The sequence below is a fragment of the Virgisporangium aurantiacum genome (assembly GCF_016863635.1).
Classification (GTDB): domain Bacteria; phylum Actinomycetota; class Actinomycetes; order Mycobacteriales; family Micromonosporaceae; genus Virgisporangium; species Virgisporangium aurantiacum.
Genome location: NZ_BOPG01000021.1, coordinates 38,458 through 64,500, shown reverse-complemented (window position 1 = coordinate 64,500; position 26,043 = coordinate 38,458). Strand labels below are relative to the sequence as shown.

24 protein-coding genes are annotated in these 26,043 nt (G+C 71.0%); 12 read left to right on the top strand and 12 right to left on the bottom strand.

Features of this window, described 5'->3' with window-relative positions:
- Positions 1–33: 33 nt before the first annotated feature.
- Positions 34–750 (top strand): DUF6882 domain-containing protein, encoded by a 717-nt coding sequence (locus tag Vau01_RS15920; RefSeq protein WP_203992863.1) that lies wholly within the window; start codon positions 34–36, stop codon positions 748–750.
- A gap of 6 nt (positions 751–756) precedes the next feature.
- On the opposite strand, the gene Vau01_RS15915 is transcribed toward Vau01_RS15920, so the two are convergent.
- The 3 genes from Vau01_RS15915 to Vau01_RS15905 all read right to left on the bottom strand — a co-directional run bounded on the left by Vau01_RS15915 (position 757) and on the right by Vau01_RS15905 (position 5,100).
- On the bottom strand, positions 757–1,488 hold the full coding sequence (locus Vau01_RS15915; RefSeq protein ID WP_203992860.1) for a phosphodiesterase: 732 nt from the start codon (positions 1,486–1,488) through the stop codon (positions 757–759).
- A gap of 121 nt (positions 1,489–1,609) precedes the next feature.
- Positions 1,610–3,943 (bottom strand): penicillin acylase family protein, encoded by a 2,334-nt coding sequence (locus tag Vau01_RS15910; protein WP_203992857.1) that lies wholly within the window; start codon positions 3,941–3,943, stop codon positions 1,610–1,612.
- A 185-nt stretch (positions 3,944–4,128) separates the two neighbouring features.
- A complete protein-coding gene (locus Vau01_RS15905) occupies positions 4,129–5,100 on the bottom strand; it encodes a LysR family transcriptional regulator (protein ID WP_203992855.1) in 972 nt (323 codons plus the stop codon).
- 129 nt (positions 5,101–5,229) lie between these two features.
- Here Vau01_RS15905 and Vau01_RS15900 point away from each other — a divergent pair, with 129 nt between their 5' ends.
- The 4 genes from Vau01_RS15900 (at position 5,230) to Vau01_RS15885 (ending at position 9,389) form a co-directional block, all read left to right on the top strand.
- The gene (locus tag Vau01_RS15900) at positions 5,230–6,405 is read left to right on the top strand and encodes an aldose epimerase family protein (RefSeq protein WP_203992853.1); all 1,176 of its coding nucleotides are present in this window, start codon (positions 5,230–5,232) and stop codon (positions 6,403–6,405) included.
- Positions 6,406–6,428: 23 nt separating this feature from the next.
- Positions 6,429–7,553 carry a sugar ABC transporter substrate-binding protein gene (locus Vau01_RS15895; RefSeq protein WP_203992851.1) on the top strand — a complete coding sequence of 375 codons (1,125 nt, stop codon included), beginning with the start codon at positions 6,429–6,431 and terminating at the stop codon, positions 7,551–7,553.
- 70 nt (positions 7,554–7,623) lie between these two features.
- Entirely contained in the window at positions 7,624–8,631 is a 1,008-nt protein-coding gene (locus Vau01_RS15890) for an ABC transporter permease (protein WP_203992848.1), read from the top strand.
- Positions 8,628–9,389 (top strand): ATP-binding cassette domain-containing protein, encoded by a 762-nt coding sequence (locus Vau01_RS15885; RefSeq protein ID WP_203992845.1) that lies wholly within the window; start codon positions 8,628–8,630, stop codon positions 9,387–9,389. The genes Vau01_RS15890 and Vau01_RS15885 overlap by 4 nt, the downstream gene beginning before the upstream one ends.
- 3 nt (positions 9,390–9,392) lie before the next feature.
- Here Vau01_RS15885 and Vau01_RS15880 read toward each other — a convergent pair whose 3' ends face one another.
- The 4 genes from Vau01_RS15880 to Vau01_RS15865 are packed head-to-tail and all read right to left on the bottom strand — an operon-like array spanning position 9,393 to position 13,088.
- A complete protein-coding gene (locus Vau01_RS15880; protein WP_203992842.1) occupies positions 9,393–10,244 on the bottom strand; it encodes an acyl-CoA thioesterase in 852 nt (283 codons plus the stop codon).
- Positions 10,241–11,047, bottom strand: coding sequence for a DUF1295 domain-containing protein (locus Vau01_RS15875; RefSeq protein WP_203992839.1), 807 nt, complete (start codon positions 11,045–11,047; stop codon positions 10,241–10,243). Before Vau01_RS15875 ends, Vau01_RS15880 begins: the two co-directional genes overlap by 4 nt.
- Entirely contained in the window at positions 11,044–11,898 is an 855-nt protein-coding gene (locus tag Vau01_RS15870; RefSeq protein ID WP_203992836.1) for an SDR family NAD(P)-dependent oxidoreductase, read from the bottom strand. The genes Vau01_RS15875 and Vau01_RS15870 overlap by 4 nt, the downstream gene beginning before the upstream one ends.
- Positions 11,895–13,088, bottom strand: coding sequence for an acetyl-CoA C-acyltransferase (locus tag Vau01_RS15865; protein WP_203992833.1), 1,194 nt, complete (start codon positions 13,086–13,088; stop codon positions 11,895–11,897). The genes Vau01_RS15870 and Vau01_RS15865 overlap by 4 nt, the downstream gene beginning before the upstream one ends.
- A gap of 119 nt (positions 13,089–13,207) precedes the next feature.
- Between Vau01_RS15865 and Vau01_RS15860 the strand changes: the two genes are divergently transcribed.
- The 5 genes from Vau01_RS15860 to Vau01_RS15840 are packed head-to-tail and all read left to right on the top strand — an operon-like array spanning position 13,208 to position 19,006.
- Complete coding sequence (locus Vau01_RS15860; RefSeq protein WP_203992830.1) at positions 13,208–14,434, top strand: acetyl-CoA acetyltransferase; 1,227 nt, start codon at positions 13,208–13,210, stop codon at positions 14,432–14,434.
- Positions 14,435–14,437: 3 nt separating this feature from the next.
- The gene (locus Vau01_RS15855) at positions 14,438–15,949 is read left to right on the top strand and encodes a carotenoid oxygenase family protein (RefSeq protein WP_203992827.1); all 1,512 of its coding nucleotides are present in this window, start codon (positions 14,438–14,440) and stop codon (positions 15,947–15,949) included.
- Positions 15,950–16,891, top strand: a complete 942-nt coding sequence (locus Vau01_RS15850) for a winged helix-turn-helix transcriptional regulator (protein WP_203992824.1) — start codon at positions 15,950–15,952, stop codon at positions 16,889–16,891.
- On the top strand, positions 16,888–18,309 hold the full coding sequence (locus Vau01_RS15845; RefSeq protein ID WP_203992822.1) for an AMP-binding protein: 1,422 nt from the start codon (positions 16,888–16,890) through the stop codon (positions 18,307–18,309). Before Vau01_RS15850 ends, Vau01_RS15845 begins: the two co-directional genes overlap by 4 nt.
- Complete coding sequence (locus Vau01_RS15840) at positions 18,302–19,006, top strand: VOC family protein (RefSeq protein ID WP_203992820.1); 705 nt, start codon at positions 18,302–18,304, stop codon at positions 19,004–19,006. Before Vau01_RS15845 ends, Vau01_RS15840 begins: the two co-directional genes overlap by 8 nt.
- Here Vau01_RS15840 and Vau01_RS15835 read toward each other — a convergent pair.
- From Vau01_RS15835 to Vau01_RS15815, 5 genes are read right to left on the bottom strand one after another with little or no spacing between them, the layout of a single operon-like run.
- Positions 18,997–20,529, bottom strand: a complete 1,533-nt coding sequence (locus tag Vau01_RS15835) for an AMP-binding protein (RefSeq protein WP_203992818.1) — start codon at positions 20,527–20,529, stop codon at positions 18,997–18,999. The two genes, Vau01_RS15840 and Vau01_RS15835, sit on opposite strands and share 10 nt — an antisense overlap.
- Positions 20,526–21,566, bottom strand: coding sequence for an NAD(P)H-dependent amine dehydrogenase family protein (locus tag Vau01_RS15830; RefSeq protein WP_203992816.1), 1,041 nt, complete (start codon positions 21,564–21,566; stop codon positions 20,526–20,528). Before Vau01_RS15830 ends, Vau01_RS15835 begins: the two co-directional genes overlap by 4 nt.
- On the bottom strand, positions 21,566–22,312 hold the full coding sequence (locus Vau01_RS15825) for an SDR family oxidoreductase (protein ID WP_203992814.1): 747 nt from the start codon (positions 22,310–22,312) through the stop codon (positions 21,566–21,568). Before Vau01_RS15825 ends, Vau01_RS15830 begins: the two co-directional genes overlap by 1 nt.
- Positions 22,309–22,827: a nuclear transport factor 2 family protein gene (locus Vau01_RS15820; protein ID WP_203992812.1), complete on the bottom strand. Its 519-nt coding sequence runs from the start codon at positions 22,825–22,827 to the stop codon at positions 22,309–22,311. Before Vau01_RS15820 ends, Vau01_RS15825 begins: the two co-directional genes overlap by 4 nt.
- Positions 22,827–24,377 (bottom strand): long-chain-fatty-acid--CoA ligase, encoded by a 1,551-nt coding sequence (locus Vau01_RS15815; RefSeq protein WP_203992809.1) that lies wholly within the window; start codon positions 24,375–24,377, stop codon positions 22,827–22,829. Before Vau01_RS15815 ends, Vau01_RS15820 begins: the two co-directional genes overlap by 1 nt.
- Positions 24,378–24,558: 181 nt before the next feature.
- On the opposite strand from Vau01_RS15815, the gene Vau01_RS15810 reads away from it, so the two are divergent.
- Both Vau01_RS15810 and Vau01_RS15805 read left to right on the top strand, forming a co-directional pair.
- Entirely contained in the window at positions 24,559–25,320 is a 762-nt protein-coding gene (locus tag Vau01_RS15810; protein ID WP_203992806.1) for an ABC transporter ATP-binding protein, read from the top strand.
- Positions 25,317–26,033 (top strand): ABC transporter ATP-binding protein, encoded by a 717-nt coding sequence (locus Vau01_RS15805; RefSeq protein WP_203992803.1) that lies wholly within the window; start codon positions 25,317–25,319, stop codon positions 26,031–26,033. Before Vau01_RS15810 ends, Vau01_RS15805 begins: the two co-directional genes overlap by 4 nt.
- The last annotated feature ends 10 nt before the right edge of the window (positions 26,034–26,043 follow it).

Genomic DNA, 26,043 nt, shown 5'->3' with positions numbered 1-26,043 from the left:
CGGGGTAGCCGCGCCTTGCTAGGGTCGCTCAACGTGACGGATTCTCATGTGTTCACCGACCTGGTCGACGACGCCGCGCTGCTCTCCCTGGAGCACCAGATCCACCTCAGCGAGGTGGCTGGCGAGCACTCCTGGCACGTCGACCTGAAGAAGCCGGAGTTCAGTTTCAGCGGGGAAACGCCGCGCGTCTGCACCCGCGTCCACCTGTTGGGGTCGGCGGCGCCGGGGCCGCGCTCGTGGCTGTGGGCGTGGGCGAATCCGTCCGGTTTCCACCCCGACGCGGTCGCGCTGTCGACGACGCTGCGTGACTGGGGACGCCGGCACGACCTGGCCCTGCTCGCCGAGCCCGAGGTCCCGTTCGACGACCTGCCCGGCAGCCCGAGCGACCCGAACGTGGTCGCCGGACAGCTCATCGAGGCGGCGAAGACGCTCAGCACCGTGTTCACCCACTACACCGGCGAGGTCGGTGGCGGCACCCGCGCCGCGTTCCTCATCGAGCACCCGGACTTCGTGCTGCCGGCGCCCGAACCGGCCCGCGTCATGCGGATCCTGCAGCAGGGCCTCGCCGAACTGCCGATGATCAACCACCGCCGCGCCGTGTACAGCTACGCGGCGCGCCGCGGCCTGTCCGCCGTCTTCAGCGACGACCGGAGCAAGCTGACGATCACCGGCGCCCGCCTCACCGCGGACGTCGAGTTCCGCGAGGACGGCCGGATCGACGGCATCAACGCGACCCTGGGCGCCGCCTAGTCCGCCTCATGCCACCAGCCGGAAATGGGTGGTCAGGCGGCCGTCTTCGAGCACGTGGAACGCGATGGCCGGCGGGTACCCGACGTCGACGCGTGGGCCGGGCTCCCAGGGCAGCTTGATCGTCGAGGCCACACCCGGCGCGACCAGCAGCGGCAACCCCGCGAACGTGGTCGCCGCCGGCGTGTGCGCGTGACCGCACAGGAGCGCGACCACCCGCGGATGCCGCCGCACGAGGGCCGCGAGCCGGTCGGCGCCCAGCATGCGGATCTCGTCGATGACGGGATCGTGCAACGGGACCGGCGGGTGGTGGAAGCACACGAACGCCGGCCCCTCGTCGGCGGCGAGTTCGGCGTCGAGCCACGCGAGCGTCGCGTCGTCGAGCAGCCCGGCGTCGTCGCCGGGAATCGACGAGTCGGCCATCAGGAACGTCACGCCGCCGACGCGGTGCGCGCGGTTGATGGGCGCCCCGTCGGGCTCCTCGCCGAGCAGCGCCTTCCGGTACGGCGGGCGCGCGTCGTGGTTGCCCGGGCACAGCAGCACCGGCACCGGCGCGGTGGCCAGCTGCCTGATCACCTCGTACTCGGGTTCCGCGCCGTGATCGGCCAGGTCACCGGTGATCAGGATGACGTCGAGCCGGTCGGCGAACCCGCGGAGATACTCCATGACGCGGGTGGTGCGGCCGGTGGCCCGTTCGGTGCCGTCGATGTGGATGTCGCTGACGTGCGCGATGACGAACATGCCGCTCCCCTCGACGACCGGGCCGGGACCCACGATATCCCGGCCCGGTCGCGTATCCGCCCCGCCGCTTCCCGCCCGCCGCTTCCCGTTCGGCCGCTTCCTGCCCTGCCGCTTCCCCGCCCTACCGCGCGAGCCGGCGCACGGTGAGGGCCGGGTCGCGGGCGATCTCGGCCTCGGTGAACCGCGCCGTGACCCACCGCTTGGCGGCGTAGAGCCGGGTCTGGTCGGTGAAGTACGCCGACGTCGGATCGGCCGACTGGCCGTACGTGAGGATCGTGCGGGCGCGCGGTCCGGCCGGCGTCAGCTCGACGGCCATGATGAACGTCGACCCGTGCCGGATGCCGCCAACGGCCTGGTCGGGGCGGCGGTCGGTGTTGGTGACGTTGAAGCACCCGTCGCTGCCGCGGCAGCCGGCCACCGGCACCCCCGCGTAACGTTGCGCGTCGCCGAGGGCCACGTCCACCGGGATGCCCGCGACGTCCAGCATCCGCACCGCGTCGGCGAGAGCGGTGTCGACGCCCGGCCGGGTCGCGTCGAAGCCGCGCGGCGTGTGCGCCGGATCGGCCGGGTCGAAGGGGACGGTCGAGGCGTCGACCCGGGAATCGGTGAGGCGGGTGACGAACGCGCCCCACAGCACGGCCCCGCGCGCGTCGACGTCGGCCCGGCCGCTCCACCCGGCGAGGGCGGCGCATGCGGCCCGCACGTCGACGGGCTGCCCGTCGCCCGCGGTCAGCGTCGGACGGGACCGGCACAGGTCCACTGTGGACGCCCGGCCCTCCTCGGCGCTGAGCACGCGGTTGCCGAGCATGGTGGCCTGCAGCGTCGCGAGGCTGAACCCGGGCGGCCCGAGCCCGTCGCTGCCGTCGACCCGGTCGGCGATCATGTCGAGACCGAGCCGGGTGCGCGCCGATCGCCGGGTGCCGACGGTGCCGAGGATCGCCGGGTACCCGGTGAGCGGTGCCGCCGGGTTGGCCAGCCACGGGCTCTCGTTCATGTTGCTCACGTGGTCGGCGCGGGTCAGCGTCGGCAACCGGGCCGGGCCGAGCAGCCCCGGCACCACCGTGCCCGGATCGCTTCCCCAGCCGCAGTCGGAGCGGCCGCCGTCGAGCACGATCGGGCCGCCGGCCGGACCGACCGAGCACCGCGCCAGCAGGTCGTCGGTGACGTGCGGCACGACCTGCACGGTGCTGTAGTAGGCGGCGCCGGTGGAGTCGGCGGCGAGCGTGTTGTAGCTCGGGACCCCCTGCAGTCGGGTCAGGGCCGCGTGCACGTCGCCGACGGTGCGCGCCCGTGCCATCGCCAGCCACTGGTCGATCACCCGCAGGTTGGTGGCGTTGGCGTCGCGCAGCACGTAGGCGTTGGCCTCCGTCCAGCGCAGCGGTCCGTCTGTCGCAAGTGGACCGTCGGGCGTGCGGTACAGCGTCCGGGTCACCGGCCTGAGCGTCCCGTTGGCCCCGCGCACGGTGACGGTGACGGGCTGCGCCAGCATCCGGTGCGGCCGCCCGTCGACGACGTAACCGAGCGGGTCGCCGGGCGTCAGGGTGAGGCGGGCCAGGGTGCGGGTCTGCGCGGTGGACGAGGTGTGCGTCCACGCCACCCGGTCGTTGTGCCCGATGCCGATCACCGGCATACCCATCAGCCCGGCACCGCTGACGTTCAGCTCACCCGGGATCGTGAGCTGCATCTGGTAGAGGCGCCAGGCGCCCTGCCACGGCAGGTGCGGGTTGGCGAGCAGCATCCCGGCGCCGCCGGTGGCCTGCCGACCCAACGCGTACGCGTTGCTGCCGATCTCGCCGGCCCCGGCGTTCTCCGGCCCGGGGTCCGTCGTGGGCACGGTGGATCCGGGCGGCTGCGCCTCGACGACCGCGTTCTGGACGTCGTCGGCGCCACCGGTGGCGAACTCGTGGACCCGGCGCCAGATGTCGAGTTCGGTGAGGGGACGCACCCAGCCCGCACCCCGGCACGTGGGGTCGGGCAGACCGTCCACTGTGGTCTCGGCGAGGTAGCGGTTGTACCCCTCGACGTAGCCACGCACGAGGTCACGCGCCGACCGCGACGGGCCGGCCGGGTACGGCAGGGCGAGCAGGCGCTCGACCGTACCCGCGAGCGACGCGTGGTACAGGTCGCTGTTGAGGTTGGTCACCCCGTCGACGGTGCGGGCGTCGGCGCCGAACCAGCGCGAGCGCTCCGCCGAGAGCGTCAGCACGGTGTCGGCCACCAGGCAGAGATTGTCTTCGGCCGAGGCGTACCCGGCGCCCAACCCGAGCCCGTGATGGTCACGCGCGAGGATGTGCGGGATGCCGTGGCCGGTGCGGCGGATGACCGTGCCGCTCCGGCTCGACGTCGCGTCCGCCGTCCCGGTACCGACGATGCCCTCGACGATGCCGCCGCCGATCAGAACCGCCAGGATCACTGCCGCGCCCGTCCAGGCGCGCCGGGCCGGATGTCGTCGCATGCGTCCTCCACGCTCGTCGATGTGTGGAGCGAACGCTAACGGCGGAGCCGGTGCCGGCACGTCGTCCGCCGTATCGACATCTGCTACATCGCTGGACGGACCCGCGGCCGGTGTCATCCCCACGATGTAGTCCCGCTGGCAGACCCAGCCGCCGGCGGTTGCGGACAGAACTGTCGATCGGGCGCTCAGCCCTCGCGGGCGGGAGCCGGCGGTTCCGTCCGTTGGCGGGCCAGCCATGCCGGATACGCGGCGTTGCGGCGGATCGCCCGCTCGTACGTCGCCGCCGCGAGCTTGGTGACCAGGGCGGCGTGGTCGGCGAACGGGCTTTCGCGGTGCCACAGCAGCACGTGCCGGTACCACAACGGCGTGCCGGCGAGGGGGACGACCGCCAGGCCCGGGCCGACGCGGAACGTCGCCTGGCAGAACGTCACCGCGTGCCCGGCCCGGACCAGGTCGAGGAGTGGTGTGCCCTCGATGTCGTGCGAGGTGTGCAGCTCGAAGCCGGCGGCCAGGCAGGCCAGCGCGTAGTACTCGTGGCTGCGGTCGTCGTCGGGGCGGGGGAGGCCGAAGCACTCGCCGGCCAGGTCGGCCAGGTCGATCTCGTCGTGGACGGCGAGGGGATGGTCCTCGGCGATCAGCGCGAACACCGGCTCGGTGGCCACGGTGTGGTAGGTGACCTCGGGTCGCACCGGGAGTTCGTACGCCGGGTTCTCGCCGGCGACGGCGAGCTCCAGCAGGCCGCCCGCGATCATGTGGACCAGCGGCGTCGGCGACCCTTCGCCGTGCGAGGTGATCGTGGCGTGGGGGAACCGCTCGCGCAGGCCGGTGACCAGGCCGGCGAGCAGCGGGGCGTTGACCGACCCGAGCCTGAGCAGCTGCGGGTCGGCGGCGATGGAGATCCGGGTGGTGGCCCGGCTCAGCTCGTCGATCGTCGGTAGGACGGCCCGGCACCGCGTCAGCACCATCTCCCCGAACGACGTCGGTGCGACGCCGTGGTTGCGGCGGACGAACAGCGTGCCGCCCAGCATCCGCTCGATCCGGTGCAGCTGCGCGGAGAGGCTCGGTTGAGACACCCGTAGCGCGGCGGCGGCACGGCCGATGCTGCCCGTCTCGGCGACGGTGCAGATGACGCGGAGATGGCGGATCTCCAGCTCCATAACCCGGATGTTATGGGGAGGTGGGACTCCTTGTCGTCCGCCGACCGGCCCCAAGCTGAGTAAGTTACGGCGCCGAACCAACAGGTGGTCCACCCCCGAAGCATGCGGTGTACAGGGAGGACGAGGACGATGCGCAGGAGGGCAACGGTCGGTTTGGCCGTACGTGTCGGCGTGGTGGCCGCCCTTGCGGTCGCGGCCGGCGCGATCGAGGCGGCTCCGTCGGGTGCGTCCGGCAAGCCGACGATCACCAAGGACTTCTTCGGTACGACGCCGGCCGGTGAACCGGTCGACCGGTACACGTTGTCGAACGGGCGGATGCGGATACAGATCCTGACGTACGGCGGGATTCTCCAGACCATCGAGGTGCCCGACCGGCGCGGTCGGTTGGGCAACGTCACGCTCGGGTTCGACAATCTCGCCGACTACGTGGCCCGGAGCCCCTACTTCGGCTGCATCACCGGCCGCTACGCGAACCGGATCGCCGCGGGCCGGTTCACGCTCGACGGAACGACCTACCAGCTACCGATCAACAACGACCCGAACAGCCTGCACGGTGGAACCGTCGGCTTCGACAAGCACGTGTGGGCCGCCACCCCGGTCCGCGGCCGGGACGACGTCGGGCTCCGCCTGGAGTTCACCAGTCCGGCGGGTGACCAGGGGTATCCCGGCACCCTGACGGCAACTGTCACCTACACGCTCACGGCGGACAACGGCATCCGGATGGACTACCGGGCGACGACCGACGCGGCCACCGTCATCAACCTCACCAACCACGCGTACTTCAACCTCGCCGGCGAGGGCTCGGGCAGCATCGAGGCACACAAGCTGACGCTGAACGCCCACAGGTACACGCCGGTCGACGCCACGCTGATCCCGACGGGCGCGCTCGACCCGGTTGCCGGCACACCGATGGACTTCACCCGCTCGACCGCCATCGGTGCCCGGATCCGCGACGGGTTCGAGCAACTGGTGATCGGTCGCGGCTACGACCACAACTACGTCCTCGACCGCCGCGACAACTCGTACACGAAGCTGGAACTCGCCGCCCGGGTCGTCGACCCCGGCAGCGGGCGGGCGCTGACGATCGTGACGACAGAGCCCGGGATCCAGTTCTACTCCGGCAACTTCCTCGACGGCACGCTCGTCGGCACCGGTGGCCGGATGTACCGCCAGGGCGACGGGTTCGCCCTGGAGACCCAGCACTACCCGGACTCACCGAATCAGCCGGGTTTCCCGACCACCGTGCTGCGGCCGGGACAGACCTACCGGACGACCACGATCTACCAGTTCAGCACCGCCCATTGACACGCACGGCTCGAGGAGCAGCTATGCGCACGATCCATCCCAAGGTCGAGGAAGCCGTCGACACCCTCGACCTCAATCCGGTCTCCCGGCGCCGCCTGCTGTCCGGCACCGGGCTCACCAGCGCGGCCCTCGCCGCCGGCGCGCTGCTCACCGCGTGCTCCGAGACCAAGCAGCAGGCGGGTGCCGCGGGCAACTTCCCGTCGACGCCGAAGTGGCGGTTCGTCTTCGTCTGCCACGTCACGGCGCATCCGTTCTTCACACCCACCCAGTACGGCATCGCCGACGCCTGCGCGCTGCTCGGCTGCGACTACCAGTGGACCGGCTCGCAGAACGCCGTCGTCGGCGAGATGGTCAACGCCACCAACGCCGCCGTGTCCGCGAAGGCGAACGGCATCGCGCTCGCGGTGACCGACGCGCGGGCGTTCACCGACCCGGTCGCGAAGGCGCTCGACGCGGGCATTCCCGTGGTGAGCTACAACGCCGACGGCGAGCCCGGAAACCCCGGCACCGCACGGCTTTCCTACATCGGCCAACCGCTCTACGACTCGGGCCGCTCGCTCGGCACGCGGCTGCTCGAAAGCAAGTTCACCGGCGGCGACGTGGTGTGCTTCATCGCCACCCCGGGCTCGCTCAACATCCAGCCGCGCAGCGACGGCGCGCGCGACGTCCTGAAGGAGTCGGGGACGAGCCATACGTTCACCCAGATCGCCACCGGCACCGATCTGCCCAACGAGTTGAACGCCATCGAGGCGTACCTGGCCGGACACCCGAACGCCAAGGGCCTGCTCGCCGTCGACGGCGGGTCGACCGACGCGCTCGGCAAGGTCGTCGCGAAGCTGAAGCTCAAGGACAAGGGCGCGATCGCCGGCGGGTTCGACCTGCAACCGGGGACGCTGGAGAGCGTCAAGGGCGGTTCGCTGGACTACACGATCGACCAGCAGCCGTACCTGCAGGGCTTCCTCCCGGTCATCGCGTTGTACCTCTACAACCTGTCGGGCGGGCTGGTCTCGCCGCCGGACACCAACACCTCGCTGTCGTTCGTCACCAAGGAGAACGTCAACCAGTTCAGCGACGTCAAGACCCGCTTCGAGGGTTCGGACACCGCGCAGAAGGTCGTGTCGCGCAGCGGCCCGATCCCGCACACATGAGCGAGCGGAGCGAGCGAATCGTTAACGCAGTGCCCTGCGAATGCATCGCGAAGCGCAGCGGAGCGATCGCATGAGCACGACGACAACCGTCACCGCCGCGCCGCCCAACAGGTGGCGCGGCGGGTTCGGGCGGCTTCTGCGTTTCCGTGAGGCGAGCATCCTCCTCGTCGCGGTCGGGCTGGCGGTCTACTTCAACGCCGCCAGCCCGGCGTTCGCGACCGAGGGCAACGTCATCACGATCTCGCACTACGTGGCGCCGGTGGCGATCCTGGCCACCGGTCAGGTGCTGCTGCTGATCAGCGGCGAGATCGACCTGTCGGTCGGTCACATGTACGCGCTGGCGCCGTTCCTCATGCACTACGCGATCTCGTTCTACGGGGTGCCCGTGCTGCTCGCGATCGCGCTGGCTCTCGGTGCCGGCGCCGTCGTGGGTCTGGTGAACGGTCTGGTCACGGTCCACCTGCACGTTCCGTCGTTCGTGACGACGTTGGGCATGCTGTTTCTCCTCAACGGCATCACGTTGGTGACGTCGCACGCCTACCCGGTTCCGATTCCGGAGCCGGCGCGCGGGGTGGCGTGGTGGCTGGGCGCGGCACCGTGGGCCGAGATCATCTGGGCGCTCGCGATCGTCGCCGCGTTCCAGGTGGTGCTCAGCGGCACCCGGTGGGGCCTGCACACCGTTGCGGTGGGCGGGAACCAGCACGGCGCGAGCGAGGCCGGCGTGCGGGTCAACCGGGTGAAGATCGGGAACTTCATCATCGCGAGCATGCTGGGCGCGCTCACCGGGGTCCTGGAGGCCTTTCACATCAACTCGATCGAGCCGCTCGCCGGTGGTTCCGGCATCATGTTCGCCGCCGTCGCCGCGGCCGTCATCGGCGGGACGGCGCTCGCGGGCGGCTCGGGCACGATCGTCGGCGCGCTGCTGGGCGCGGTGGTACTCGGGATCCTGCGCGACGGGCTGAACCTGATCGGCGTCAACGCCGACCGCTTCGACCTGATCCTGGGTATCGCGATCCTCCTCGCGATGGTGCTCAACGTGTACCTGGCCCGGCTCCGAACGAAGGGCTCACTGAGGTGACAGAGGACATTCTCAGGGCCGAGAACGTCGGCAAGCGGTTCGGACCGGTCACCGCGCTGCGCGACGTCACGTTGCGGTTGGGACCCGGCGAGGTGCTCGGGCTGATCGGCGACAACGGCGCCGGCAAGTCGACGCTCATCAAGACGCTGTGCGGCTTCCACCGGCCGGACTCCGGGCGCATCCTCATCGACGGCGAGGAGGTGCACCTGCGTTCGGTCGGCCACGCCCGCTCGCTGGGCATCGACACGGTGTACCAGGATCTCGCGCTGGTCGACCAGTTGTCGGTGTACCACAACATGTTCCTCAACCGGGAGGTCGTCCGCTGGCCGTTCCTGCGCAACCGGGCCATGCGCCGGTTGGCCCGCCAGCACCTGGAGGAGATCGGCGTAAACATCCCCGACGTCACGGTCGAGGTGGCGCGGCTGTCCGGCGGGCAGCGGCAGGCGATCGCCGTCGCCCGGTCGGTGTACTCGGCGCGGCGGATCCTGCTGCTCGACGAGCCGTTGGCCGCGATGGGCGCCAAGGAGGGCGCCCAGATCCTGAACCTCATCGCCGATCTCAAGGCCCGCGGCGACATCGCGATGATCCTCATCGTGCACAACTACGCGCAGGTGCTCGACGTGTGCGACCGGGTCAACCTGTTGCAACACGGCACGATCACGTTCGACAAGCCGACCGCCGAGACGTCCCTCGACGAGTTGACGGATCTGGTCGTCGCCGAGTACCGCCGCGGGCGGCTGAACCCCGGGGTCCGCTGACCCTCAGATCGGAGACGCGCGGAGCAGGCCCTCCTGCAGCACGGTGGCCACGAGTTCGCCGTCCGGTGCGAAGATCCGGGCGGTGCTGAGCGCGCGCCCCCACGACGCGACCGGCGAGTGCTGGTCGAACAGCATCCAGTCGTCGGCGCGCGGGATCCGGTGCAGCCACAGGGCGTGGTCCAGCGACACCGTGTCCCAGGCGTGCCGGTCGTCGCGCTCGCGGCCGATCACGAGGCCGTGCGGCACCAGCGCGGCCGAGAGCAGGGTCAGATCGGTGGCGTAGCACGCGACCGCGGCGTGCACGAGCGGATCGTCGGGAAGCGTTCCGGCGGCCCGCATCCAGACGAGGTCGCGGGAGCCGCCGTCGACGTCCCGCGGGTCGATCCGGATCTCGACCGCGTCGAAGCCGGTCCACAGGCCGTCGAGGCCGCCGTACCGGGCGACGCTCTCAGCCAGCGTCCGCACGCTCATCGGCGCGGGTGCGGCGGGCGTGGGCACCTGGTGGGTGACGGTGGAGTCGGCGTCGACGCCGAACGCGGCGGTCATCCGCAGGATCGCCTTGCCGTCCTGCAGTGCGACCACGGCCCGGTTCGAGCGGCTGCGCCCCTCGCGCACGGTCTCGACCACGAACTCCGTGTGCACCTCGGGCCGGCCGGGGCGCAGGAAGTCGGCGTGCAGCGACTGCGGTGTGCGTCCACTGTCGACGGTGCGCCCGGCGGCGACCAGCGCCTGCGCGGCGACCTGCCCACCGAACACGCGGGGCAGGTCGAGCGCGGCGTTGCGGCCGACGAACCGGTCGGCCGCAACGGCTTTCAGATCGAGGACGTCGAGCAGGTCGCCCAGATCGTGGGTCACGCCGTACGCCGGGGCGGACGCGGGAAGAAGCCGCTCGTGCGCGCGGCGTACTCCGCGTAGGCGTCGCCGCGGGAGCGGGTCATCCGCCGTTCCAGCAACGCCTTTCCGCTCTTGTTGACGAGCATGTGCGTCATCAGCACCGGCGCGACGACGGTCAGCAGCCCGACCCAGTGCGAGCACGCGACGATCCACAGACCGAACCACACCACGCTGTCGCCGAAGTAGTTCGGATGCCGGGTCCAGCCCCAGAGGCCGCGGTCCATGAGCCGGCCCTGGTTCGCCGGATCGGCCTTGAACCGCGCCAGTTGCGCGTCACCGACGGCCTCGAACGCGAGCCCGACCGCCCACACCGCGACCCCGATCCACGTGACCACACCGACCGCCGCGGGTTCGTACATCGCCACCTGGACGGGCAGCGACACCACCCACATGATCGAACCCTGCGGCCAGTAGATCCACTTGACGACGAACGGCACCGTGCGGCCGGTGTTGCGCCGCATCAGCGCGGCGTAGCGCGGGTCCTCGCCCTTGCCGTGGTTCCGCCGGAAGATGTAGACGCCGAGCCGCACCCCCCACACCGCGGTGAGCGCGAGCATGATCCAGCGCCGGGTGGTGTCACCCTCGCCGAGCGCGCCCGACACGGCGAACGAGACGATCGCCACGACCACGAAACCGAGGCCCCACACCGTGTCGACGATGCTCTGCTCGCCGCGGCGCAGCGCGTAGGCCATCGTGAGAAGCATCGTCAGCGCGACGGCGGCCGCGCTCACGACGAGGTTGAGGCCGAGCGCTCCCCAGCTCATCGCAGTCCCTCCTGGGCGAAGTCGACGAACGCGTCCTGCGCGGTGCGGTACTCGTGCGCCGTGCCGGCGCGGCTCTCGGCGAGCAGCCCGGCGAGCGTCGCGGGGTCCACTGTGGACGGTACCCGGACGGTGCCCCACTCGACCGCACCGACGGCCCGGACCGCGCCGTTGGCCGCCACGATCACCTCGCCGTTGATCCGGCACGCCGGGTCGACGAGCGCCGCCGCCACCGGTGCCACGGACTCCGCGGTCATCGCGTCGCGGAACCGACGGTCCATGTTGCTGTCGGTCATCTGGGTGGTCGCGTACGGCAGCAGGACGTTCGTGAGGACGTCGCGGGGCGCGCCCTCCTGCGCGATGGTGCGCCCGAGCGCGATCACCGCGCCCTTGCTCGCCGCGTACGCCGACACGGCCGCCTCGCCGTGCAGTCCGGCCGTGCTCGCCACCAGCAGGATGCGCCCGCCGCCGTGCGCGCGCAGGTGCGCCGACGCGGCCATCGCCACGCCCGCGGTGCCGAGGACGTTCACGCTCAGCACGGCGGACAGCGCCTCCACGCTCGACTTGTGGAACATGGCCGGCCCGCTGACCGCGGCGCTGGTGATGAGGAAGTCGAGCCGCCCGAACGCGTCGAGTGCCGCCCGCACGATGCGCTCGCCCGCACGCGGGTCGGCGACGTCGCTGTGCTCCGCTATCGCGCGTCCACCCGCTCTTTCGATCTCGGCGACGACGCCGGTGGCGGAGTCGTTGCGGTTGCTGACGACCACCGCCGCCCCGCGCGCGGCCAGTTCCAGCGCGAAGGCCCGCCCGAGGCCCTTGCCGCCGCCGGTGACGATGCCCACCCGACCGTTCATACGCGTTCCACCAGAACGGCCACGCCGAGCCCCGCGGCACCGGACACCGCCGCGACGCCGTAGCGCCCGGACCGCCGTTCGAGTTCGTCGACGCACTGCCCGACGAGGATCGCACCGGTGGCACCGAACGCGTGCCCCATCGCGATCGTGCCGCCGTTGGGGTTCATGCGGTCCGGGCCGGCGTCGAGGTCGCGCCGGAACGTGAGGCACAGCGCGGAGAACGCCTCGGCGAACTCGAACACGTCGATGTCGCGCGGCTGGAGTCCGGCCCTCGCGATCACCTTCTCGACCGCCTGCTGCCCGGCGGTGAGCATGATGACCGGATCGGTGCTCGCCGTCGCGGCGGCGACGACGCGGGCGCGGGGGTTCAGCCCGGCGGCGTCGGCGGCCGACGCGGTGCCGAGCAGGACGAGCGCGGCCGCGTCGGCGAGCGCGGGCGACGTGCCGACCGTGTGCCGGTGCTCGATCGGGCCGATCTCCGGGTGCGCCGCCATCGCGATCGCGTCCTGCCCGGACGCGCCGATCTCCGCGAACGCGGGCGGCAGCGCGGCCAGCCCTTCCAGGGTCGTGTTGCCCCGGATCAACTCGTCGGCCTTGACGTCACCGACCGGCACGACCGAGCGCCCGTAGAAGCCGGCGGCCCAGGCGGCCGTGGCCTTCTGCTGGGTTTCGAGACCGTAGGCGTCGAGTTCGGGCCGTTGCCAGCCGTCCTTCGTGGCGTTGAGGTCGGCGGCGATGCCCATGTGCACCGAGCCGACCCGCTTGATCGTGTCGGGGTCCGTCCACAGCGGACCCTCGTCGGAGAACATCGGCACCCGGGAGACGCTCTCCACCCCGCCCGCGACGGCCAGGTCGAGGTCTTCCGCCTTCACCCGGGCGGCGGTCTGTGACACGGCGTCGATGCCGGAGGCGCAGAAGCGGTTCAGGGTGACGCCGGGAACGCGGTCTCCCCAACCGGCGAGCAGGGTGGCGGTGCGGGCGAGGTTCGCGCCCTGTTCGGCGTTCTGGGAGGCGAGGCCGAGCGTGACGTCCTCGACCCGCTCCGGGTCCAGGCCGGTGCGCTCGACGAGCGCGTGCTGCAGATGTACCACCAGGTCGGTCGGCGTGAGGTGGTGCAACGAGCCTTTCGCCGACCCTTTCCCGCGTGGCGTCCGGAGGAAGTCCAGGACGTAGACGGCGCGTGAGGTCACTCTGTTAGGTGTAGTCTCACGCTCCCGAGTTGGCAATAGGATCTTCAAGCGCTAATTGGGAGTCAGTTGACGACTAACTCTCTCTGTTATAGTAAGGACGCGTGAACGGAGGTGCCGGCGTGACTACTTCTGCCACCTGGGTTACCGGCGGTTTCCAGACCGATTTCGCCACCAACTGGGGCCGGGCCGGCCACGGGTTCGCCGAGCTCGTCGAGGCGGTGGTCACCGGAACGATCGAGGCCTCCGGCGTCGATCCGGCCGACATCGGGGTCATCCACGTCGGCAACGCGTTCGGGCAACTGTTCACCGGTCAGGGTCAGCTGGGCGGCATGCCGGCCACGGTCGACCCGCGGTTGTGGGGCATCCCGGCCGCGCGGCACGAGGCCGCGTGCGCGTCCGGCAGCATCGCCGTCCTGTCGGCGATGGCCGACCTGGAGTCGGGTCGGTACGACGTCGCGCTGGTGCTCGGCGTCGAACTCGAGCGCACCGTTCCGGGTGACGAGGCGTCGCGGCTCCTCGGCGCCGCCGCGTGGATCGGGCACGAGGGTCGCGACGCGAAGTTCATGTGGCCGTACATGTTCAGCGCGCTCGCCGACGAGTACGACAGGCGCTACGGCATCGACGACGCGCACCTGCGCGCGATCGCCCAGCTGAACTTCGCGAACGCCCGGTCGAACCCGAACGCGCAGACCCGCGCGTGGACGTTCACCGACGCCAGCTTCACCGCCGACGACGAGGCGAACCCGCCCGTCGAGGGACGCATGCGGCGCACCGACTGCAGCCAGATCACCGACGGCGCAGCCGGCGTCGTGCTGGTCTCCGACCGCTACCTCGCGGCGCACCCGTCGGCCCGACCGGTTGCCCGCATCGCCGGTTGGGGCCACACCACGGTCGGCCTACCGTTGGCGCAGAAGCTCGACCACAGCGCGGATCAGCCGTACGTGCTGCCGCACGTGCGCAAGGCCGTGACCGACGCGTTCGGCCGGGCGGGGATCGGCGACGTCGACCAGCTCGACGCGATCGAGACCCACGACTGCTTCTCGATGTCGGAGTACGCCGCCGTCGACCACTTCGGCATCACCGCGCCGGGGGAGAGCTGGAAGGCTGTCGAGAACGGCGATCTGGCCGTCGGCGGGCGGATACCGGTCAATCCGGGCGGCGGCCTCATCGGCGGCGGGCACCCGGTCGGCGCCACCGGCGTGCGCATGTTGCTCGACGCCTACAAGCAGGTCACCGACCAGGCGGGCGACTACCAGGTGCCGGGCGCCCGCACCGTCGGCACACTCAACATCGGCGGCAGCACGACCACCACGGTCAGCCTCGTCGTCACCGACCAAGGGGCCTGAGCAATGGACGTCGAACTGGTCGGGCATGCCCTTTCCACGCTTCCCGAGGACGACGACCACCCGTACCGCACCGGCCCGTGGCAGCCGCAGACGAGCGAGTGGCGCGCCGACGACCTCACCGTGATCGGTGAGCTCCCGGCCGACCTCGACGGCGTGTACCTGCGCAACACGGAGAACCCCGTGCATCCGGCGATCGCCGGGAAGTACCACCCGTTCGACGGCGACGGAATGGTCCACGTCGTCGGGTTCCGGGACGGGAAGGCGTTCTACCGCAACCGGTTCATCCGCACCGACGGCTTCGTCGCCGAGCAGGAGACCAAGGAACCGCTGTGGGCGGGGCTCGCCGAGCCGCCGTCGAAGAGCCTGCGTGACGGGTGGGGCGCGCGCGGCCGTCTCAAGGACTCCTCCAGCACCGACGTCGTGGTGCACGCGGGCGTGGCGCTGTCGAGCTTCTACCAGTGCGGCGACATCTACCGGCTCGACCCGTTGACGCTCGACACGCTCGGCAAGAGCCCGTGGACCCCGTCGCAGTGGGGCGTCTCGGCGCACCCGAAGAGCGACGAGCACACCGGCGAGCTCCTGTTCTTCAACTACGGCAAGGAGGCGCCGTACCTCCACTACGGCGTGGTCGACGCCGACAACCACCTCGGGCACTACGTCGACGTCCCGCTGCCCGGGCCGCGCCTGCCGCACGACATGGCGTACACCGAGAACTACGCGATCCTCAACGACTGCCCGCTGTTCTGGGATCCTTCGCTGCTGGAGAAGGGCGTTCACGCCGCCCGGTTCCACCCCGAGATGCCGCTGCGCATCGGCGTCATCCCGCGGCGGGGAACCACCGAGCAGGTGCGCTGGTTCGAGGCGGAAGCCACCTACGTGCTGCACTGGGTCAACGCGTACGAGGAGGGCGACGAGATCGTCCTCGACGGGTTCTTCCAGGACGACCCGGAGCCGCAGGACCGCGGCGACGGCTCGTACTACCAACGGATGTTCCGCTTCCTCGCGCTCGACCGGATGCAGTCGCGGCTGCACCGCTGGCGGCTGAACCTCGTCACCGGCGCCGTTCGCGAGGAGCGGCTGCGCGACCGCGTCACCGAGTTCGGGATGATCAACGGCTCGTACGGCGGGCGCCGCAACCGTTACGCCTACGCCGCCACCGGCGTGCCGAGCTGGTTCCTGTTCAACGGTCTCGTCAAGCACGACCTGGAGACGGGTACCGACGAGCACTACGCGTTCGGCGAGGGCGTGTACGGCAGCGAGACCGCGATGGCGCCACGGGTCGGGTCCACCGGCGAAGACGACGGGTACCTGGTTACGCTGACCACCGACATGAACGAGAACCGGTCCGAATGCCTGGTGTTCGACGCCCGCCGCGTGGGCGACGGACCGATCGCGCGCGTGCGTCTCCCCGAACGGATCTCCAGTGGCACCCACGCCACGTGGGCCGCCGGCTCGTCGATCCCGGGGTGGCGCACCGCCGACACCATGGGCCACGCGTTACGGATGGAGTCGTAGGTGGCCGAGGTCGGTGACGAGCCGACCGCGCTGCCGGAGGGCGGCCAGAACGCCGTCGGGCAGGCGATCGGTCTCATCGGCGACGAGTGGACGCTGACGATCCTGCGGTACGCCACCGCCGGCGTGCGCCGCTACAACGACTTCCTCGAACAGCTCGCGATCTCGAACTCGGTGCTGACCAACCGGCTCACCCGGCTCGCCGAGACGGGGTTGCTGGAGAAGGTGGCGTACCAGGAGCGCCCGCCGCGGTTCGAGTACCGGCTCACCAAGCGCGGCCGCGACACCTGGCCGATCCTGCTGTCGATCTGGGCGTGGGAGGCGGCGTGGGTGCCCGAGCACGCCGAGCGGCTGCCGACGATGCGCCACACCCGGTGCGGCCACGCGTTCCAGCCGTTGCTGCTGTGCGGGGCCTGCCGCAAGCCGGTGGAGCCGCGCGACGTCACCGGTGACTTCGGCCCCGCGGGTGGCTGGGAACGCAGCGTTCCGGCCGCGAACACGCGCCGCCGCTCGAACAGCGGGTCGACGGCGACTCCGGAACTGGTGCCCCAGACGATGGCGCTCATCGGCAACCGGTGGTCGGCCGCCCTGCTGGGCGCGGCGTTCCTCGGCGCGCACCGGTTCAAGGACTTCGAGCGCAGCCTCGGCGCGCCGCCGACGATGGTCGCCGACCGGCTGCGCACGTTCTGCGACCTCGGCGTGCTCACCGTGTCGCCCGGGCTCGACCGGTCCGACTGGCTGAGCTACCACCTCACCGCGAAGGGCCGCGCGTTCTTCCCGGTCATCATGTGCACGCTCGACTGGGGCCACCGCTGGTTCCGGTCACCGGAAGGGCGCGCGCTCATCTACCGGCACACCGAGTGCCGGCGCACGTTCACCCCGCGGCTCGCCTGCGACCAGTGCCGGGATCCGTTGCGGGGCAGCGATGTCGCGGTGGAACGGTGACCGTCCTCGACCTCGTCTCGCGCCGCGACTCCGGCGTGGCCATCACCGGCGACGGCCGCACGCTGACCTACGGCGAACTCTGGCGACGGAGCGACCTCGTCGCCTCCGCGCTCTCCTCCGTGCGCGGGCGGGTCGGGTACGTCGACCGCAACGGCACCGAGTTCTGGGAGCTGTTCCTCGGCGCGCTGAAGGCCGGCGTCACGCTCGTCCCGTTGAATTTCCGCCTCTCGGCCGAGGAACTCGCGTGGATCTGTGCCGACGCGGGGATCTCGCTCGTCGTGGCCGGGGATCCGTTCGTGGGCGCGCTGCCGCCGTCGGTCCGGGTGGTTCCGATCGGGCGGGACTACGAGGATTGGCTTTCCTCGTCTCCGGCCGCGGTTTCCCGGGACCCCGGCCCGGTGCTGCTCATGTACTCGTCGGGCACGACCGGCCGGCCGAAGGGCGTGCGGATCGAGGACGGGCAACTGGCGTGGACGGTCGGCGCGTTCGGGTCACAGTTCTCTGTGGACAGTGCGACGGTGAGCCTGGTTCCCACGCCGTACCACCACATCGCCGGCGCCGGGTGGTCGCTGATCACGCTGGCGGCCGGCGGCACGATCGTGCAGAACCGCGAGCCGACGCCGTCCTCGATGCTCGCGCAGTTGTTGTCCTTCCGCGCCACCCACGCGGCCATGGTTCCCGCGCTCATCGACGCGATCGTGTCCGCGCCGTCCGCTTCCGACGTGACCGCCCTGCGGCACGTGGTGTACGGCGGCGCGCCGATCTCGCCGGCGCTCATGAAGCGGGCGACCGACGTGCTCGGCGCCCGGTTCCACCAGTCGTACGGGCTCACCGAGACCACCGGCGTCGCCACGATCCTGTCGCCCGAGGACCACTTCGTGGAGTCGCGGCTCCTCTCGGTGGGCCGCCCACTTCCGGGTCTTTCCGTGTCGATCGACTCCGCTTCGGGCTCGGGGGAGATCCTCGTGCGCGGCCCGAGCCTCACGTCGGGCTACTGGGCCCGCGGCTCCGACGACCTGTTCACCCCCGACGGATGGTTGCGCACCGGTGACGCCGGCGTGATCGACGACGACGGTTACCTCTACCTCCGTGACCGCATCAAGGACATGATCATCAGCGGCGGCGAGAACGTGTACCCGGCCGAGGTCGAGAAGGCGCTCTTCGATCACCCGGCCGTTCTTGACGTGGCGGTGATCGGCATCCCGTCCGACCGGTGGGGCGAGACGCCGCTGGCCGTCGTGGTCGCGCGCTCCAGTGTGGACGGTGCGGAGCTGATCGCGTGGTGCCGCGAGCGCATGGCGCATTTCAAGTGCCCCACCGGGGTCGTATTCGTCGACGCGCTGCCCCGCAACGCGTCGGGCAAGGTGCTCAAGCGGGTGCTGCGGGAGCCGCACTGGAAGGGAAACCGCGATGACTGACTGGGCATTGCTGCGACAGGTGGTGCTCGCCACCGACGACATCGAGGGCGCCGGCACGCTGATCCGCGAGAAGTTCCGCCTGGGCAAGGGCTTCGCCGACCCGGAACTCGCGACGGTCGGCCTCGCCGACGACACGATGGCCCTGGCCGGCGGCTCGTACCTGGAACTGGTGGCACCGTCGAGCGGCGCTCCGATGGGCGCCGCGCTGTCCCGCTGGCTGACGAAGACCGGCGGTGGCGGTTACGCCCTGTCGGTCCAGCACTCCGACGCCGTCGGCGCCCGCGACCGGGCCGTGGCGCTGGGCGTGCGCCTGGCCGCCGACCAACTCGTGATGGGCCACCCGATCGTCCAGTTCCACCCCGCCGACGCGGGTCTGCTGCTCGAACTCGACGGCATCGCCGACCCCGAAAAATGGTTCTGGGACGGCCTCGGCGTCGACCCGTCCCCCGACGCGTTAATCCACGACGTGGTGTCCGTCGAGGCCGGCGTCGCCGACCCCGCCGCGACGACCTCGCTGTGGACGGAGATCCTCGGCTTCGGTCCCGTGGAAAGGCACACCTTCGACCTGGGCGGCCGCGAGGTTCGCCTGGTGCCGAAGGCCGAGAACCCCAGGTGGACCATCACCCTCAAGCGCTCCACAGCCGGCGCCGAGTTGTCGGAAGGTGCCCTCCTGGGCGCGGAGTTCCGCTACGTCTGAACTTCCTGGCGCAGGACGTGCTTGAGGAGTTTGCCGGACGCGTTGCGGGGCAACGCTTCCACCACGTGGACCGCCACGGGGCACTTGAAGTGCGCCAGCCGCTCGCGGCACCAGGCGATCACCTCGGACCCGTCGATCGCGGCGCCGTCGCGGGGGACCACCACCGCCACCGGGCTTTCGCCCCACCGCTCGGACGGGACGCCCACCACCGCCACCTCACGAACGGACGGGTGTCCGGTGAGGACGCTTTCGACCTCGGCCGGGTACACGTTCTCGCCGCCACTCACGATCATGTCCTTGATGCGGTCGTGGAGGTAGAGGTAGCCGTCCTCGTCGAAGGAGCCGCCGTCGCCGGTGCGGACCCGACCGTCGACGATGGTCGCGGCGGTTTCGGCAGGGCGGCGCCAGTAGCCGCGCATCACGTGGCCGCCGCCGATCAGGACCTCGCCGCGTTCACCCGGCGGCAAGGGAGCGAGCGTGACCGGGTCGACGACCGTGACCTCGACGCCGGGCATCGGGCGGCCGACCGACCTCAGCCGGGCCTCGACGAAGTGGTCCTCCGGCCACAGCACGGTGACGCCGCCGGTCGACTCGGTGAGGCCGTACGACTGGATGAAGCGGCAGCCGAACACCTCGGTCGCCTGTTGGATGACCGGCAGCGGGATCGGCATCGCTCCGTACACGAGGTACTTCAGTGCCGACCAGTCGGTCTCGCGGGTGCGGGGCAGGTTCAGCAGGGTCTGCAGGATCGTCGGCACCACCGCGGCGTGCGACACGCGCCGTTCGGACAGCAGTGTGATCAGTCCATTGTGGTCGGTGGCGGTCTCCAGCAGCAGCGCGGCGCCGTTGAGGTTGGCGACGAGGGCCAGCCCCAGCCCGGAGATGTGGAAGTAGGGGATCGGCGCCATCGCGACCGAGTCGGTGGTGAGTTCCATGTCGTAGTGCATGGTGGCCAGGGCCTGGCCGAGGTTGTCGCCGCTGAGCATGATGCCCTTCGGCAACCCGGTGGTGCCCGACGTGTAGAAGATGACCGCGGTGTCGTCGGGCCCGCGGGGTACGAGCGGATCCACAGTGGACTCACCGGAGAACCAGTCGTCACCGGTGAGAGCCGGGACGGGCACCAGCGCGGGATCGTCGACCACGAGGGCCGCCGGTTCCGCGTCGGTGAGGATCGCGGCGATCTCCGCCGGCGCGAGGCGGTTGTTCACCGCGGTCGCGATGGCGCCGGCCTTGGTGGCGCCGTACAGCACCTCGAGGAACGCGGGGGAGTTGGCGCCGATGAACGCCACCCGGTCGCCGGGCCCGACGCCGGACGCGATGAGCGCGTTGGCGACCTGGTTGGAGCGCCGGTCGAGATCGGCGAACGTGGTCGCCTCTTTCGGCGACAAACCAGCGGCAGTCGCTCGGCCCGGCTCGATCATCGCGATCAGGTCGGGGGTCGCGGCCGCGCGGCGGCGGATGATGTCGGCGACGCCGAGGACCCGTGACCCGTCGGCGTGCCGGGCGAAGATGTCGCGTGTCATGAGTGCGGTGTCCACGGGCCGAACACCGGCGGCTCGAAGATGCCGGGCGGCGCCGCCACCACCGCGGGGATCGCGCGGATCACCGGGCCGGCCGTCACGTACTGCGCCGCGGTCGTGCGGACGCCCGGGTCGTTCGGCTCGATCAGGTTGAGCGTCATGACGACGTTCGGGCGGCCGGTCATCGTGATGGTCCAGTGGTCGCGGCCGGCGTAGCGGGGCAGCGTCGGGTCCATCGTCCAGATGATGGCCAGCGTCAGGAACCGCTCGCCGCGCACGATCCCGTGCCAGCGCCACTCCGTCGCGACCACAGTGCCCTTGCGGACGACACCCGCGCGGACGGGGAGGTCCGCGTCCGCGATCTCCAGGTGGTGGTCCGGCTCGACCCGGTCGAACGTGACGCCCATGCGGTCGGCCATGAACCGCAACGTCTCCAGGTACAACTGTCCGAAGAGGACGGGCAGCGGGCCGCCGGACAGGTCCACGGTGGACGGATCCGATCCCAGCCCCAGCACCGTGAACGCGAACTCCGGGTCGGGCATCCCGCTCGCGTCGAGCACCTCGTCGATCTCGATGCGGTCGAGGTCCACCGCGACGCCGCTCAACGCCAACGCGAGCCGTTCACCGATCACACCCGGGCTGATCCCGACGCCGTACAGCGTCGCGCCGCCGTCGAGCGCGGCGCGCCGGAACAGCTCGTCGCGGTCGGCGCCGTGCGCCCGCGGATAATGGTGCCCGGCCGTGGTGACGACGTTCTTGCCCGACCGCAGCAGCCGGCAGATGTCCTCGTCGTGGTGCTGGTACGGCAGTTGCAGGCGCGGCGTGTGCAGCACCACGTCGGCGTCGAGGGCGAGAATCTCCTCGATGTCGCGCGTCGCGGTGACCCCGGTGAGCGGACGCCGGGCGATGTCGCCCGCGTCGCGGCCCTCCTTGCGGGAGCCGTACACGTACAGGCCGACGAGCTCGAGGTCGGGCGAGTCGAGCACGGCCCGCAGGCACGTCTTGCCGATCGCACCGGTCGCCCATTGGATGACCCGCATCAGCCGCGCCCCGTGCGCAACCCGGTCTTGTGCACCAGCTTGCCCAGCCCGCGCTGGTAGCCCACCGGGTCGCGGGCGAGCCGGGCCCGTGCGTCGACGGCCATCCAGTCGGTGTCGGCGACCCACTCGCCCTTGCGCACGGCCTTGAGCCCGGCGACCGCGATGTCACGCGGGCTCTCCTTGCGGCCGTCGACGTGGCTGGCCATCCGGGTGTCGACCGAGCCGACGATCAGCGCGGTCACCTGCGTCCCCTGCGGTTCGAGCTCGGCGCGTGTGATGCCGGACAGGAACAGCGCGGCCGCCTTCGACGGCGAGTACCCGCCCATGAACGCGGTCGGCACGATCCCCGCCACCGACAGCACGTTGACGATGTGCCCGCCGCCGTTGGCGCCGAGAATCGGCGCGAACGCCCGGGTCGTCGCGAGCGGGCCGAAGTAGTTGACGTCCATCTCCCGGCGCGCCGCGTCGGCGTCGTCGGTGACCACGAGCCGCGTGTTGGCGAAGTAGCCGGCGTTGTTGATGAGCAGCGTCACGTCGGTGCACCGCGCGGCCGCCGCCGCGACGGAGGAAGCAGCGGTCACGTCGAGTTCGACCGGGACGGCCCCGGGGGTGCGGACGTCGGACGGGTCGCGGCTGCCCGCGTAGACGGACGCGCCCTGCGCAAGCAGTTCCTCGACGAACGCCTGCCCGATGCCCCGGTTGCCACCGGTCACCAGGGCGACCGTGCCCTCGAACAGACCGCTCATCGCGTGTACACCGGGTCGCTCGGGAACTTCGCGCCGCGCGTCAGCACCGACGTGTCGGGCGCCAGCAGGCCGAAGATCCAGCCCTCGTTGGTATCCATGTCGTGGTTCCATTCCCAGAGAAGGCGGCGGTGCCGCACGCCCCAACGGCCGTCGACCCGCTCGAACACGTCGATCATCCGCGCGACGGTGAGCGTGTCACCGGTGGTTCCCGGCGCCGTGCGCACGCGCGCGAACGCGGTGACGTAGCACTCCACGTGAGCGCGGTCCGAGCCGTCGAGTTCGATCAGCACGTTGCTGAGAACATGTGTGGTCAGCGACTTGGGATGCGTCAGCGTGCGGGCGATACTGTCCACGTAGGACGATGCCGGTCCGCTGTAGACACCGCCGTGCTCCTCGACCGCGCCCGGCAGGTAGCAGGCCCGCAGCGTGTCGAGGTCACCGCGGTCGACCGCCCGCATGTAGCGGGCGAGGTTCTCGGTGATCTCCTGCTTGTCGAGCAGGTCCTGCAGGGTCATCAGCCGATCCTCCGAACATGTCCGTCCCACAGGGGTTCGCGCAGCACGCGCCGGAGCACCTTGCCCGAGGCGTTGCGCGGCAACGCGTCCACGAAATTCACCGCGACCGGGCACTTGTAGTGTGCCAGCCGGTCGCGGCACCAGGCGATGAGAGCGTCGGAATCCACGGTGGCGGCGGGTTCCAGGACGACCACCGCGACCGGCGACTCGCCCCAGCGGGCGGACGGCGCGCCGACCACCGCGACCTCGGCGACCGACGGGTGCTGGATCAGCGCCCGCTCCACCTCGGCCGGGTAGATGTTCTCGCCGCCCGACACGATCATGTCCTTCGCGCGGTCGACCAGGTACAGGTAGCCGGAGGCGTCGAGATAGCCGACGTCGCCGGTGCGCAACCAGCCGTCGGGCAACAGGCTGTGCGCGGTCTCCTCGGGCCGGTTCCAGTACCCCGCCATCACCTGGGCCGATCGGATCAGCACCTCGCCCGGCGACCCGACCGGCACATCCTCCAATGTGGACGGATCGACGATGCGCAACTCGCTGCCCGGGTCGGGCTGTCCGCACGACCGCAGCAGGTCCGCCTCACCGGCGAGCGCGCGCTCGTGGGCCGACGGGCTGAGGAACGTCGCGCCGCCGGCGACCTCGGTGAGCCCGTACGACTGCTCCATCGCGACGCCCAGCCGCTTCGTCGCCTCGGTGAGCAGCGGGACGGAGATCGGCGCCGAGCCGTACAGGACCAGCCGCAGGCTCGACAGGTCGGCCTCGTCGAGCCCCGGGCTGCGCAGCACGATGTCGATGAGCGCGGGCACCAGAACGGCCACGCGTGCCTTCTCGCCGGCGATCATCGGCAGCAGCGCGCCCGGCGCGGCGTCGCGCACCTGCGCGATGATCGCGCCCTGGCGCAGGCTGTGCACCGCCCACGAGAACCCGAGCACGTGGAAGTACGGCGACACGTTGAACGACGCGTCGCCCGGGTCGAGTTGCCAGCGGCGCCGCGCCACGTCGAGCATCGAGTGCAGGTTGCGGTTGCGGATCATCACGCCCTTGGGCAGGCCGGTGGTGCCCGAGGAGTAGATCAGGCAGGCCAGGTCGTCGGGCCCGGGCGACCGGCCGGGATCGGCCGACGGTTGCGCGTCGAACCACGCGTCATAGCCGGAGTCGAGGTCGCTGTCGAGGACGATGGTGCGCCGCAACGCCGGCACGTCGTGCGGCGCGAGGAGGTCGACCTGTGGCTGCTCGCCGAACAGGACGACGGCCCCCGAATCGGTCAGCACCGCCGCGAGTTCCGGCCCCGCGAGGCGGAAATTCACGGGGACGGGCACCGCGCCGGCCTTCGACGCCCCGGCGACGATGTCGAGGACGTCGGTGCGGTTCAGCCCGACGTACGCGACCCGGTCGCCGGGCTGCACGCCCAGTGCAACAAGTCCGGCCGCGACCCGGCTGGACCGCTCGTCGAGCTCGCCGAACGTGGAACGCCTGCCCTGCCCCGAAACCGCGACCGCGTCGGGTCGTACCCGGGCCGCCTCCCTGACGACGTCAGCGATGGAGAACACCGTCGACCTCCCGAAAGCCAGTTGGCCCCACACGCTACAACTACCGGAGTGACTTGGACAGGGGCCGCGGGTACCGATATTTCACCGACGTTTCGCGGACGTTGACGAGTCACTCCGATTGTTGTAGTAAAGCGAGTAGCACCGTCAACTGAAGTATGAGAAGTCGGAGTGGAGGCGCCGGATGTCTTTGACCGTCGAGGATGTTCACATCCGGTTCGGCGGGGTCCGCGCCCTCGACGGCATCTCGTTCACGGTCGCTCCGGGCGAGATCTGCGGCCTCATCGGTCCGAACGGCGCCGGCAAGACGACGCTGTTCAACTGCATCACGCGCATCTACCAACCCACGTCGGGCGCGATCCGGTTCGGTGACACCGATCTGCTCCGCGTGCCGCGGTACCGCATCATCCGGCACGGCATCGCCCGCACGTTCCAGAACCTGGCGCTGTTCCCCTCGCTGACGGTGCTCGAGAACACCGTCGCCGGCACGCACACCCGCAAGCAGGCCGGCCTAGCGAGCGCGCTCGTCGGCTGGCCCACCACCCGCCGCAACCACAGGACACTGCGCGGCGAGGCGTGGGACATCCTCGTCGCCCTCGACCTCGCCGACGTCGCGCACCGCCCGGCGCAGGGACTGCCGTTCGGGACGCTCAAACGCGTGGAACTGGCGCGGGCGCTGGCGGCGAAGCCGCGACTGCTGCTCCTCGACGAGCCCGCGGGCGGCCTGACCCACGCCGAGGTGCACGACCTGGGCGAGCTGATCCGCCGCGTCCGCACCGAATACAACCTGTCGGCGCTGCTCGTCGAGCACCACATGGGACTGGTGATGGGCATCTGCGACCACGTCGTGGCAATGGATTCCGGCCGGAAGATCGCCGACGGTCCGCCCGCCGACGTCCAGCAGGACGACGCCGTCGCGACCGCCTATCTAGGAAAAGCCGCATGAGCACGCTGCTGTCCGTCGAGCGGCTGATGGCCGGCTACGGCCAGGCCCGCGTCCTGCACGGCATAGACCTGCACGTCGACGAGGGTGAGGTCGTCGTCGTCCTCGGCGCGAACGGCGCCGGCAAGACCACCCTCATGCGCGCCATCTCCGGCCTGATCCCGAGCACCGGCAGCATCCGGATCGGTGGCGCCGAGGCGGGTGGGCGGCCGCGTCCCGAGAAGGTCGTCGCGGCCGGCGTCAGCCTTGTGCCGCAAGGACGGGGGACGTTCGCCGCGCTCACCGTGCTGGAGAACCTGCGCATCGGCGCGGCCGTGCGCCGCGACACCGCCGGCATCAAGCAGGACATCGAGCACTGGTTCGAGGTCTTTCCCGTGCTGCACCAACGGGAGGGGCAGGTGGCCGGCACGCTGTCCGGCGGCGAACAGCAGATGCTCGCGGTCGCCCGCGCGTTGATGAGCCGCCCGAAACTGCTGCTGTGCGACGAGATCAGCCTCGGTCTCGCACCGATCGTGGTCGCCGACCTGTTCGCCGTGCTCGGTCGCATCAACCGGGAGTCGGGCACCGCGCTGCTGCTCGTCGAGCAGAACGCCGAACTGGCGCTGGCGCTGGCGAGCCGCGTCTACCTCCTGGAGGTCGGCCGCGTCGCGAGCTCCGGTGCGGCCGACGAGTTCCGCGACAACGACGCGGTCCGCCGCGCCTACCTCGGTTACTAGGCACGGGAGG